At 72.1% G+C, this 12253-nt stretch carries 11 protein-coding genes; 3 read left to right on the forward strand and 8 right to left on the reverse strand.

What is annotated here, in order from left to right; genetic code table 11:
* Nucleotides 1–21 precede the first annotated feature (21 nt).
* Genes SACTE_RS26665 through SACTE_RS26675 form a run of 3 tightly spaced genes read right to left on the reverse strand, consistent with a single transcriptional unit; the run spans nucleotide 22 to nucleotide 2599 of the window.
* A complete protein-coding gene (locus tag SACTE_RS26665) occupies nucleotides 22–702 on the reverse strand; it encodes an N-acetylmannosamine-6-phosphate 2-epimerase (protein WP_014049125.1) in 681 nt (226 codons plus the stop codon).
* Nucleotides 699–1643 (reverse strand): ROK family protein, encoded by a 945-nt coding sequence (locus SACTE_RS26670; RefSeq protein WP_014049126.1) that lies wholly within the window; start codon nucleotides 1641–1643, stop codon nucleotides 699–701. The genes SACTE_RS26665 and SACTE_RS26670 overlap by 4 nt, the downstream gene beginning before the upstream one ends.
* Nucleotides 1640–2599: a dihydrodipicolinate synthase family protein gene (locus SACTE_RS26675; RefSeq protein ID WP_014049127.1), complete on the reverse strand. Its 960-nt coding sequence runs from the start codon at nucleotides 2597–2599 to the stop codon at nucleotides 1640–1642. The genes SACTE_RS26670 and SACTE_RS26675 overlap by 4 nt, the downstream gene beginning before the upstream one ends.
* Nucleotides 2600–2775: 176 nt before the next feature.
* On the opposite strand from SACTE_RS26675, the gene SACTE_RS26680 reads away from it, so the two are divergent.
* Nucleotides 2776–3483 (forward strand): FCD domain-containing protein, encoded by a 708-nt coding sequence (locus SACTE_RS26680; RefSeq protein WP_014049128.1) that lies wholly within the window; start codon nucleotides 2776–2778, stop codon nucleotides 3481–3483.
* Here the strand turns inward: SACTE_RS26680 and SACTE_RS26685 are convergent.
* From SACTE_RS26685 to SACTE_RS26705, 5 genes are all read right to left on the reverse strand, one after another.
* Nucleotides 3459–4643 carry an FAD-dependent monooxygenase gene (locus SACTE_RS26685; RefSeq protein ID WP_014049129.1) on the reverse strand — a complete coding sequence of 395 codons (1185 nt, stop codon included), beginning with the start codon at nucleotides 4641–4643 and terminating at the stop codon, nucleotides 3459–3461. The genes SACTE_RS26680 and SACTE_RS26685 overlap by 25 nt on opposite strands.
* Before the next feature lie 99 nt (nucleotides 4644–4742).
* Nucleotides 4743–6191, reverse strand: a complete 1449-nt coding sequence (locus SACTE_RS26690; protein ID WP_014049130.1) for a sialidase family protein — start codon at nucleotides 6189–6191, stop codon at nucleotides 4743–4745.
* Nucleotides 6192–6262: 71 nt separating this feature from the next.
* On the reverse strand, nucleotides 6263–7558 hold the full coding sequence (locus SACTE_RS33475; protein WP_014049131.1) for a GDSL-type esterase/lipase family protein: 1296 nt from the start codon (nucleotides 7556–7558) through the stop codon (nucleotides 6263–6265).
* A 14-nt stretch (nucleotides 7559–7572) separates the two neighbouring features.
* Complete coding sequence (locus SACTE_RS26700) at nucleotides 7573–8577, reverse strand: acetylxylan esterase (protein ID WP_014049132.1); 1005 nt, start codon at nucleotides 8575–8577, stop codon at nucleotides 7573–7575.
* A gap of 158 nt (nucleotides 8578–8735) precedes the next feature.
* A complete protein-coding gene (locus SACTE_RS26705) occupies nucleotides 8736–9467 on the reverse strand; it encodes a FadR/GntR family transcriptional regulator (protein ID WP_014049133.1) in 732 nt (243 codons plus the stop codon).
* Nucleotides 9468–9636: 169 nt separating this feature from the next.
* Between SACTE_RS26705 and SACTE_RS26710 the strand changes: the two genes are divergently transcribed.
* Both SACTE_RS26710 and SACTE_RS26715 read left to right on the forward strand, forming a co-directional pair.
* A complete protein-coding gene (locus SACTE_RS26710; protein WP_014049134.1) occupies nucleotides 9637–11232 on the forward strand; it encodes an ABC transporter substrate-binding protein in 1596 nt (531 codons plus the stop codon).
* A 70-nt stretch (nucleotides 11233–11302) separates the two neighbouring features.
* Nucleotides 11303–12253, forward strand: a complete 951-nt coding sequence (locus tag SACTE_RS26715; RefSeq protein WP_014049135.1) for an ABC transporter permease — start codon at nucleotides 11303–11305, stop codon at nucleotides 12251–12253.

Consider the following 12253-nt stretch of genomic DNA (forward strand, 5'->3'; position numbering starts at 1 on the left):
CCCCGCGTGGTGAGGGGCTGCTCAGGGCCGGGCGAGTCCGGCGACGAAGCGGGAGGTCAGGGCGGTGGGTGCGGTGATGGCCGTGCCGACCACGACGCTGTGCGCGCCGCGGGCGAGGGCCTCGGCAGCCTCCTCGGGAGTATTGATACGGCCTTCGGCGACGACCGGTACAGAGATCGCGGCCGAGAGAGATGTCACAAGGTCCAGGTCCGGGCCGGTCTGCTTCGGGGTCCCCGGCACATAGCCGGACAGCGTCGTGGAGACGAAGTCCGCCCCCTGCGCGGCGGCGGCGACGCCCTCGGCGAGCGTGGACACGTCGGCCATGACCAGGGCGCCCGCCTTGTGCACGGCGGTGACCAGGTCGGCGAAGGTGGAGCCGTCGGGGCGCGGCCGGTCGGTGGCGTCGGCGGCGACGACGGCCGCACCGGCCTCCACGATCGCCAGGGCGTGCCGGACGGTCGGCGTGATGTAGACGCCGGTGTCGCCGTCCTTCCACAGGCCGATGACCGGGAGGTCCACGGCCTCGGTGATCGCGGCGACGACCTCCGGCTCGTTGGCGCGGATCGCCGAGCCGCCGCCGGCCACGGCGGAGAGCGCCAGGCGTACGAGCGTGCCGGTCTCCCGCATCGGGTCGCCGGGAGGCGCCTGGCAGGAGACGATCAGCCGGCCCTTCAGGGTGTCGGCCAGGTCCTGTGCGGTCATCGGAGAGCTCCCGGGTGGTGGAGGGGAAGGGCGGTGGTCAGGGCCGCGGCGCCCAGCACGGCGGCGTCGTGGCCGAAGAGCGGAGGCTCGGGGACGAGCCCGCGCAGCGGCGGCATCAGCTCGGCCGCGAAGGCGGCGGCCAGGGCCTCGCGGTAGAGCGCGCCGATCCGCGGCACCCCGCCGGCGACGACGACCCGGTCGGGGCCGAGCGCGTTGGCGAGGCCGCCGAGGACCCGTCCGGCCGCGGTCGCACCGGTGGTGACGGCCCGCACGGCGGCCCGCTCGCCCTCGGCGGCACGGGCGGCGACCGTTTCGAGCCGGTCCACGGGGGTGCCGGTGAGCCGCTCGTAGTGGGCGGCGATGCCCGGCCCGGAGGCGATGACCTCCAGGTGACCGGTGGCCCCGCAGGTGCAGGGCAGTCCGGCCGCCTCCGCGCTGGGCAGATGGCCGAGGTGGCCGGCGATACCGGCCGCGCCGTGCAGCATCCGCCCGTCGACGGCGAGCGCACCGCCCACGCCCGTGCCGACGGCCGCGAACAGCAGCGAGCCGTGGCCGTCCGGCAGTGCGGCGAGCTCCGGTCCGGCCGTGGCGCGTACGTCGTTGTCGCAGGCCACAGGCAGGCCCGTGCGGTCCGCAAGGCCGGTGCCGAGCGCGGTGCCCGCCCAGCCGCTGATCGAGTCGGTGGCGCTGGTGACCATGCCGCTGCGGGGGTCGACGACCCCGGCGGCGGCGATGCCGAGCGCCGTGGCCAGCCGGCCCGGGTCCACCGCGGCGGCCGCCGCCGCGAGTGCGTCGAGCACCGCCTCGGCGCCGTCCCGGGCCGGGGTGGGCCGGGTGTGCCGGGACAGCACCGTGCCGTCGGCGGCGAAGAGCGCGGCCGCGATCTTCGTCCCGCCGAGGTCGAGGCCGATCACCACGGCCCCGGTCGCCGCCGTGCTCATCGGACCGGCGGCAGACCGGCGCCGCGCAGCCCCTCCGCGACCAGCGCCACGGACTCGGCCGAGAGCGGGATCTGCGGGAAGACGGTGGCACCGTTGTCGATGATCCCGAGCAGTCGCAGCGCCTCCTTGAAGGAGCCGAGCGCCGACGAGCTGCGACCCATGTCCTGCTCCGGGCCGACGTCGACCATGGCGAACAGCTCGATCAGCCGCTCCTGCTCCCGGGCGGCGAGCACCCAGTCACCGGCCCGCGCGGCGTCGTACAGCCGGACGTAGCCGGCCGGGTCCACGTTGCCGATGCCGGGCACGACACCGTCGGCCCCGGCCAGCAGCGCCGCGTCCACGGTCAGTTCGGAACCGGTCAGCACGCTGAAGTGCGGCACCGGTCCCCGGGCGCGGCCCTCGCGCCCGCCGAGCTCCACGATCAGCCGGCGCAGCCCGCCCTCGTCCCCGCTGCTGTCCTTGAGACCGGCCAGGGTGCCGTCCTCGGCGAGCTCGCGCACCAGGGAGGCCGAGAGCTTGGAGTGCACCGCGACCGGGATGTCGTAGGCGAAGAGCGGCAGGTCGACCGCGGCGCGCAGCCGACGGAAGTGCCCGGCGATCTCCTTCGGGTGCGTACGGGTGTAGAAGGGCGCGGTCGCGACGAGGGCGTCGGCCCCCAGCTCGGCGGCGGTGCGCGCGTGCTGCACGACCCGGGCGGTCGTCGTGTCGATGACCCCGGCCAGCACCGGGACCCGTCCGGCGGCCGCGGTGACCACGGTCTCCAGGGCGGTGGCGCGCTGGGCGTCGGTCAGATAGGCGACCTCGCTGGTCGAGCCGAGGGCGAAGAGCCCGTGCACGCCGCCGTCGACGAGGTGACCGACGAGCCGGGTCAGGGAGGCGGTGTCGACCTCCCCGCGGTCGTCGAGCGGGGTGCAGACCGGCGGTACGACGCCGTGCAGCGGTGCGGTCAAGGACATGGTGAGGGGCTCCAGCTCGTTCGGAACACCGGCCCGTCGGCCGCGAGGTCGTGGGAAAGGGAGACGGGACCGGGACATGAGACGTAAGATGTCCTATGTCTGGACTCACCTTAAACAGATGCCCCGGCGACCGGTCAAGAGGCACCGGGGGCCGGCGACACCTCAGGAGGACCGTTGTGGCCCGCCCCACCATGGCTCAGGACATCGAGCGAAGGATCAAGGAACTGATCCTCGAACGCAGGCTCGGACCGGGCGACCCGCTGCCCACCGAGGCCGAGCTGATGGAGCTCTTCACCGCCGGCCGGGTCTCCGTGCGCGAGGCGCTCAAGGCGCTCCAGGCCATGAACGTCGTCGAGATCCGGCGCGGCTTCGGGACCTTCGTCGGCTCGCTCTCCCTCTCGCCCTTCGCCGAGGGGCTGGCCTTCCGGGCCGCCGTACGGCACGGGCAGGGCGAGCCCGGCCTGCTGGAGCTGATGAAGGTGCGCGAGGCGCTGGAGACCGGCCTGGTCGGCGCGGTCACCGACGGCGTCCCCGCCAAGGACCTGGCCGTGCTGCGGGCCCTCGTCGCCACGATGGAGTCCGAGGCCGCCCAGGGCGGCCGGGTCGCCCGGACCACCGACCGCGCCTTCCACCTCGCGCTCTACTCCTCGCTCGACAACCACCTCCTGAGCGAGGTGCTGGACGCGTTCTGGGCGGCGATGGACCGGGTGCGCGAGGACGTGGACGACGGCCACCAGGACCCCGCCGTCACCTGCGCCCAGCACCACGAGATCGTCGAGGCGGTCGCGGCGGCCGACGGCGCGCGTGCGGTGCGCGCCATGCGCACCCACTTCGACGGCATCCGCGGCCGGCTGGAACCTCAGTCCGTACCCGCTTCCGTGTAGAGGTAACTGCTGGCGCCCGCCAGGGTGGCGCGGCACCACGCGTCCACCGCGCGCTGGTCCATCGCGGCCCAGTCGGGGGCCCGTTCCACCTGGGCGCGGCCCAGCCTGCGGCCCAGCTCCACCAGCCGGGCCGCCTCGGGGGTGCGCTCGCGGGCGTAGTGCCGCAGCGCGTCCGCGGCCGAGGGGGACGACCGCAGCGCCTCCTCCAGGCAGAGGGCGTCCTGCAACGCCTTGACGGCCCCGCTCGCCGTGTGCGGCCGGGTGACCCCGGCCGCGTCGCCGGCGAGCAGGAACGGCGGGTCGGCGGCGAGGGGCGCGTGCAGATCGGCGACGGGATGACAGGTCGTCGCGGCGTACTCGCCGCGGGCCACGATGTCCGCCCAGGCGTCGGGGAAGTGCTCCTCGGCGAGGTGCCGCACGTATCCGGCCTCGTCCGGCGTCCGGCCGGGCGGGGTCGCGTAGATCGCGTAGGCGAGCAGACGGTCGTCCGGCCCCGAGCCGTCACCCCGGGGGATCAGGTAGAAGATGCCGTGCCCGCCGGGGAAGCCCAGGGTGACCCAGGCGCCGCGCAGCAGCTCCAAGGGCCGGGGATGGTCCGCGAGCGCGCTCAGCGGGAGCGTGCCGCGCCACACCGTGTACCCGGCGGGAGTGGGCCGCAGGCCCGGGGCCAGGACCTGGCGGGTGAGCGAGCGGTGGCCGTCGGCTCCGACGACGACGTCGTAGGTCTCCTCGCCCTGTGCCGTGCGGACGGCCGCGCGGCCGGAAGGTGCCCTCCCGACCGAGGTGACGGGGCGCCCGCGGTGGTGGCGCGCCCCGGCGGCGGCGGTGCGCAACGCCTGCCACAGCAGGCCCCAGTTGCACGCGGTGATCGCACTGGGCTGGCGCGCGAACTCCCGCGCCGACCCACCCCCCGGCGCACGGGTCAGCCAGACGCGGGTCGCCGCGGGGGCGGTCGGCATGGCGGCGCCGAGATATCCGGTGGCGACCAGCCGTTCGTGCAGGGCGGGCGGGATGGCGATCCCGAGGCCCCGGTCCTGGAGCGCGCCCGCGCTGCGCTCGTACACGGTGACGTCCGCCCCCGCCCGGGTCCCCGCGACGGCCATCGCGCATCCGGCGATGCTGCCGCCGACCACGCCCATCCGCAAGCCCGTTACCGCCATGCCGCTGCCGCCTGTCCGCCGTCCGGGAGGTGCCGTCCCCCCATCGTCGCAGCCGACCGGGTGCGCGCGGGGGAACAACACCTCCTTGGGGCACGGGAGTTACGGGGTCACGGTCACCGTCCGGGTCCCCGAGGCCTGCTTGCCGTCGGCCTTGTAGGTCACGGTGAGTTCGGCGTTCCCGGAGGCACCGGCCGGGATCGTGACCGGGACCTTGATGTTGGCGCCCTCACCCGGACGCGTCGCCGGGAACGCCACCTGCTTCGTCGTCCAGCCGCCGGGCACCGTCAGGTCGAGCGTGCCCGCGCCGCGGGTCACGTCCATGCGGTTGACGACCCGGACCGTGACCTCCGTGCTGGTGCCGGCCTTCATGGTGGCCGGCGGGGTGATCGTGATGTCGGCGCAGGTGCCGCCGAGCCACTTCAGGTCGAAGGAGGAGTAGGTGATGGCCTGGACGTTGCCGCGCTCGTAGAGCAGCCCGACCCGCCCGTCGGGCAGCCGTGTCAGCGTCGAGTACGCGGCGCTGCCGGGCTCGACGACCTTCCGGATCGGCCACGTCTTCCCGTTGTCGCAGGACATCTTGACCGTGAGGTTGCTCCGCGAGGAGGTGCTCTCCGTGTTGCTGAACAGCAGCCACGAGGACTGCGGGTCGGACGCGGTGGCGTCCGGGGCGTACCGGATGACCGAGCCGTTGTTCGCCGGGTCGGGCAGGTTGGTGTCCTGGGTGAACGGGGTGTAGTTGACGCCGCCGTCCGAGGAGTAGGCGATCGTCCGGTAGGGCGCCGAGCGGTTGTTGAGCATGATGCGTCCGTCGTCGAGCTCGACGGTCTTGTTCTCGTCCCCGCCCGGTCCCACGGGGTTGCCCATCTTCCAGGTGTCGCCGTGGTCGTCGCTGTAGGCGCTCACCGCGTAGTTGGCCCCGTTGTTCCGGATCGCGTACTGCTGGACCAGCCGGCCCTTGTACGGGCCGTTGCGCAGCTGGATGCCCTGGCCGGAGGCGGCGAACATCCCGGCCCAGGCCGGGTTCTTGATCTGCTGGGTGATACGGCGGTGGGTCCAGGTCAGACCGTCGTCGTCCGAGTAGCTGTAGTCGGCCTGGAGGACGTTCGGGTCGCTCTCGTCGTTGCCGGTGGCCGACCCGAAGAAGCCCTGGTTCACGGAGCTCGCGTAGAAGACGAAGATCCGGCCCGTGGTGGTGTCCGTGAGGAGACTCGGGTCGCCGAAGCCCTTGGGAGCGGCCTCCTTGCGGACGACCTGCTGGGTCTGCCAGGTGGTCCCGCCGTCGGTGCTGCGGCGCAGGACGACCCCGAGGTTGCCCGGCAGGTCACCGAGTGTGGGGCGCGCGTCGTAGGCGGCGAGCAGGGTGCCCTTGGTGGAGGTGGTCAGCGCGGGGATGCGGTAGTAGGGGGATCCGACGCCCGCGGTGGCGATGTCCTGGGAGGCCAGTTCGCCGGCCGCGGCCGCGACGGTGGGGAGGCCGTGGGCGGTGCCGGCCGCGGTGGCCACCAGGACGGCGGCGGACAGCAGGGCGACGGTGACTCTGCGCTGCATGGACGTCTCTCTTCTCGTGAGGGGGAGAGCTGCGGAGATGGAGCGAGCGCGCGGCGGGACGGGCCGCCGCGTCAGGGGACGGAAAGGGTGCACACCCGGCTGCCGGAGTCGAAGATCTGCAGGTCCTTGATCATCTTCAGGGCGATCCGGTGGTGCCCCCGCTCGTTGGGGTGCAGTCCGTCGTTGAGCAGGGACAGGGGGACCTGGCCGCCGTTGCCGGTCAGCCAGTCGTCGTAGTGGTCGACGAAGACCACGTCTCGCTGGGCGGCCACCTCGCCCATGACCCGCGCGTAACCCGAGAGGGCCACCCGGCCGGGCCACTTGGCCGGATCGACCGGGTTCGGTGCCTGGAGGACCGGCACCGGTGATCCGGGCAGCGCGCGCACCGAGCCGACCAGGGAGAGGAGATCGGCCCGGTAGGCGTCCAGGCCGAGGCCTGACGTCGCGATGTCGTTGGTCCCGATCATGATCGAGACGACCTTCGGCGAGAAGGCGGTGACCCGCTCGCCGAAGGACGAGACGAGCTCGGCGCCGGTGGCTCCGCTCACCCCCGAATCGATCACGAAGTCGCGGTTCTTGGGCTTGCCCAGCTCCCAGCGGACACGTTCGGTCCAGTGCTCCGGGTAGCTGCGCCAGCCGTTGGTGTGCTGGGCCCCGTGGGTGATGCTGTCGCCGGTGAAGACCCAGGTGGCGGGGGTGTCGCTGTTGAGGATCGTGGAGATCCGGCCGTGGTCGGCGACGACCGGTCGCGGGCACTGGGCGACCAGTTCGCCCGCGTCGAGCACCCGGTCCCAGACCGCCGCCCGCTCGACGGTGCCGGTGAAGAACCACTCGCCCGAGGGATGGTCGCTGTCCCGGTTGGCTCCGAGCGTCAGCGCGGTCAGCCCGGACACGCTGCCGAAGAACGGACGGCCCGCCGTCTCGAACACCATCTGACCGCCGGCGTGGAGGCGGGTACCGGTGGCGTCCACGGTGACGGCGACGGTGTGCTGCCGGCCGTCGTCGTAGCGGGTCCTGGTCATGACGTCGACCAGGACGGCGCCCCGTCGCCGTACCGAGAACTGAAGGGCACCGCCGCTGAGGTTCAGCGTGAGGTTGGAGGAGGGGGTGGTCGGGTCCGAGGCGCTGATCAGCGTCATCGCCTGGTTGTGGCTCGTCGTGCGGAACGTGACGAGGACCGTCCCCGTCGTGAGCGGGGCCAGGGCCCCCACCTGGGACGACAGGTCGACCTGCCCGCTCCCGTCCAGGTCCACGGCCGTGCCGTGGTCCACCAGCGGGCCGCTGCGGGAAGCGGCGAAGGCACGGCCGGCCATCGGGCCGGTCAGGGCTGCCGCACCTGCGGCAAGGAGCACGGAACGTCTGCGCACGGAGCATCCTCCGGTCAGGAGCGGACGGCCTGCCCGGTCGGGAGGCCGGCGAACAGGGCGCGCACCCAGGCCAGTTGCTCCGCCCGGTGATGTTCGGTGCCGCCCTCGTGCCCGTTGAACTCGTAGACGCGTACGTCCTTGGGGCCCGCGTAACGGTTGTAGGCCGTGAAGCAGGTGGAGGGCGGGCAGACCTCGTCCATCATCGCGACGGAGAACAGCGCGGGAGCGGTGGCCCGGGTGGCGTGGTGCGCCGCGTCGAAGTACGACAGCGTGTGGAAGACGGACGCGGTGCGGTCGCGGTGGAGCTGGAGGTAGGCGGCGATCTCGGTGTACGGCGGCAGTCCGGCGATCCGCGCGGCCCGGGGGATGTTGCACAGGAAGGGCACGTCCGGCATCACTCCGGCCAGCCCCTCCACCAGACCGGACACGGCCAGTGCGAGGCCGCCGCCCTGGCTCACCCCGGTCACCACGATGCGCGCGGGATCGATCTCGGGGTGCTCCCGCATCGCCTCCACGCAGCGGACCGCGTCGGTGACCACCCGCCGGTAGTAGTACGTCTCGGGGCTCTCGACGCCCCGGGTGAGGAAGCCGGGCACGGTCCCGGACGCCCCGGGATCGATGTCGGCGGTGTCGCCGCCCGCCGCCGACCAGCCCTGGCCCCGGGTGTCCATGACCAGGTGCGCGTAGCCGGCGCAGGCCCACGTCAGCTGCTCGTGCGCCAGCCCCCGGCCACGCCCGTACCCGAGGAACTCCACGACGCAGCCCAGCGGTTCGGTGGTCCCGACGGGCATCCGCAGCCAGCCGCTCACCGGCCGCCCGCCGTACCCCGGGACGCTCACGTCGTACGTACGCACCTGGCTCAGCCCGCAGTCGACCTCCTCGAACCGGGGCTTGTCCGGGGCGCCGTCGTGGGGCGCCTCGACGAGGGTGGCGGACCAGAAGTCGTCGAAGCCGTCCGGCAGCGGGAGTTCGGGCCGGTAGGTGAGGCATTCCGCGAGCGGGAGATCGGCCGACGGCATGGCTGTGCCCTCCTGGGGTACGGGAAGCGACAGGACAGAAGACGTCAGATGTCCTGGTGGCAACCGGACCCTAGGGAGCTTCGCGGCCGGGCGTCAAGGGTGTGGAGGGGGAAGGGCCCCGCCCCCGGGGGCGGGGCGGGGCGCGAGGGTGCCCCGGGTCAGACCTGGTCCGCCCCGCGCGCCCTGGCCTCGGCGATCCGCCGCCTGACCGGCGCGTAGTGCTCGCCGAGGGCTTTCAGGAACGCGGTGACGTCACCGGCCCGGGCCGCGTCCACGATGTTCTGGTGGGCGGCGATCGTCGCCGTCTCGTCGGCGTGGGTGAATCCGTCGAGGTGCGGCGCGACGATCGTGTAGACGTCCCAGAAAGCCATCGAGAGCTGGCCGATGAGGTCGTTGCCGAGGGGGGCCACGAGCAGGGCGTGGAAGGCCCGGTCCGCCGCGACGAAGCCGTGCCCGTCGCCCGCGCCGGTCGCGCGCATCGTCTCCACCAGGCCGTCCAGCGTGTCGAGCTGCTCGGCGCTGAGCGAGGAGATGATCCGGTCGGCCATGCCCCGCTCGAAGAGCTCGCGCACGTCGACGAGGTCGGCCATCACCTGGAAGTCGTCGTCGGGGGAGAGCAGGCCGCGGAAGGTGAGGCTCTCCACCAGTGCGGACAGGCTCAGTCGGCCGACGTACGTCCCGTGGCCGTGGCGCACCTCGACGATGTCCAGGGCGTCGAGGATCTTGACGGCCTCCCGGACGCTGGAACGGCTGGCGCCGAGCGCCTCGCACAGGGCCGGCTCCGTCGGAAGCGGGTCCCCGGGGCGCAGCCGCTCGTCGAGGATGTAGCGCTTGATTCCCTCGACGACTTCCTGCCGCAACAGGGTGCGACCGGGTCGCGTGCCGGACATATGTGAACTCCCCACCTCTTGACCCCTCTCGATTGTCAAGCTACGTTCCCACGCTATCAAGGCATCAGACATCTGACGTCTGATGCTCAGCGGTTCATCGGCTTCCCCGATAGCCGTCGAAACAGCCTTTCTCCGCCCATCTCCCACCCCCAAGTCCCTTGGAGGACCCGTGCCCGAGCTGAGGCCAGCCGGCGTCGAGCGCCGCACCTTCCTGCGTTACACCGGCGTCATCGGCGCGGCAGCCGCCATCACGGCGGGCCTTTCCGCGTGCGGTGGACCCTCCTCGACCGCCGACGGCGCGGCGGGCAAGGGCGACGGCAACGGCACCATCGAGGCCGGCCTGTCGTACCCGCTCTCGACCGGATTCGACCCGATGATCACCTCGGGTGCGACGCCGTACGCAGCCAACATGCACTTCTTCGAGGGCCTCGTGGATCTCGATCCGGCAACACTCGTGGCGCGTCCCGCGCTCGCCACCGAGATGCCGAAGAAGATCAACGCCACCACCTACCGCGCCACCCTCCGCGACGGTGCGACCTTCCACGACGGCTCCCCGGTCACCGCCGAGGACGTCGTCTTCAGCTTCGAACGCATCCTGGACGAGAAGAACGCGTCGCTGATGGCACAGTTCGTGCCCTTCATCGACACGATCACCGCCGTGGACACCAAGACGGTCGAGTTCAAGCTCAAGTACGCCTTCGCGCTCTTCCCCTCCCGCATCGCCGTCGCGCGCATCGTGCCGAAGAAGATCGTCGAGGCGGACGTCAAGGGATTCGACGCCAAGCCCGTGGGCTCGGGCCCCTACAAGTTCGTCGAGGCCACCCGCGAGGACAAGATCGTCTTCGAGAAGTACGACAAGTACAACGGCCCCCACCCGGCCAAGGCCAAGAAGATGATCTGGCGCCTGATGTCGGACCAGTCGGCCCGCGTCAGCGCCATGGAGTCCGGCCGCGTCCAGGCCATCGAGGACGTCCCGTACATCGACGTCAAGAGGCTCTCGGCCACCACGAAGACCGAGTCCGTCCAGTCCTTCGGCCTCCTCTTCCTGATGTTCAACACCGCCGACAAGCGGTTCGCCGACAAGCGGGTCCGCCAGGCCCTGCACTACGCGCTGGACACCGAGAAGATCATCAAGACCGCCATGGTCGGCAACGCGACGGCCGCGACCGGGTACGTCCCCTCGACCCACCCCGACTACCACAAGGCCGCCACCACCTACACGCACGACGTGGCCAAGGCCAGGAAGCTGCTCGCCGACGCGGGCGTGGGCAAGCTCGAGTTCACCGTCCTGACCACCGACACAGGCTGGGTCAAGGACATCGCCCCGCTGCTCAAGGAGAGCTGGGCCGCCGCCGGCATCGAGGCGACCCTCGACATCGCCCAGTCCGCGGCCCAGTACGCCAAGGTCGACAGCGGCGACTTCGAGGTCCTGGTCGCCCCCGGCGACCCGTCCGTCTTCGGCAACGACGTGGACCTCCTGATGCGCTGGTTCTACTACGGCTTCTGGCCGGAGAACCGCTACGGCTGGGCCGGGACCGCCGAGTACAAGAAGGTCAAGCAGCTCCTCGACAAGGCCGCCCAGGCGGCCGACGAGGCCGGCCGCAAGGAGCTGTGGGGGCAGATCACCGACATCGTCGCCGACGAGGCCGCGCTCTACCCGATCCTCCACCGCAAGCTGCCCACCGCCTGGAACGAGAAGGCGCTGCCCGGCTTCGAGCCGCTGCCCACCACGGGCCTGTCCTTCGTGGACGTCAGCCGCGCCTGACCCCACCGGTCCGGGCCGCCCCCCCCGACGGCCCGGACCCGCTGTCCGCCCAATCGCAAGGAACCCGACGATGGTTGCTTTTCTCCGGCTCGCGCTGCGCCGCGTCGCGATGACGCCGGTGATGATCCTCGGTATCGCGCTGCTGGTCTTCGTGGTGCTGCAGTTCTCGCCGGTCGACCCGGCCTTCAACGCGCTCGGGGAGAGCGCCACCCCGGAGGCCCGGGAGGCCTTCGCCGAGGCCAACGGGCTCAACGACCCGCTGCCCGTCCGCTACTTCGACTTCATCGGCCAACTGCTCCACCTGGACCTCGGGTCGACCGTCCCGCCGAGCCAGCCCGTGATCGACCGGATCACCGCGGCCTTCCCGCTCACCCTCCAGCTCACCTTCCTCGGGCTGGTCGTCGCCGTCGTCCTCGCCGTCATCGGCGGTGTCCTCGGCGCCATGTACCGCGACCGCTGGCCCGACCAGCTCTTCCGGATCCTGTCCATGGCCGGGGTCGCCATCCCGTCGTTCTGGCTCGGTGTCCTGCTCATCCAGCAGTTCGCCCTGAACACCAGGATCTTCCCGACCGGCGGATACACCAACCCCGCCGACTCGTTCAGCGGCTGGCTCACCACCATGGCCCTGCCCGCCGTCTCCCTCGCGGTACCCGTCGCGGCCTCACTCGCCCGCCTGGTCCGCACCTCGATGGTCGCCGAACTCGACCGCGACTACGTCCGTACCGCCCAGGGCAACGGCCTGCCGGTCTTCCTGGTGATCCGCTCGGTGCTGCGCAACGCGCTCGTCACCCCGCTCACCGTGCTCGGCGTCAAGGTCGGCTACCTGCTCAGCGGTGCCGTCGTCATCGAAGCGATCTTCGACCTGCCCGGCATGGGCAAGCTCATCCTCGAAGGTGTCACCGGCGGCGACGTCGCGCTGGTCCAGGGCACTGTACTGACCATCGCCATCGCCTTCCTGGTGGTCAACGTCATCGTCGACCTGCTCTACCTGCTGGTCAACCCGCGCATCAGGACGGTGTGA

It is taken from the genome of Streptomyces sp. SirexAA-E, from assembly GCF_000177195.2.
Taxonomy (GTDB): domain Bacteria; phylum Actinomycetota; class Actinomycetes; order Streptomycetales; family Streptomycetaceae; genus Streptomyces; species Streptomyces flavovirens.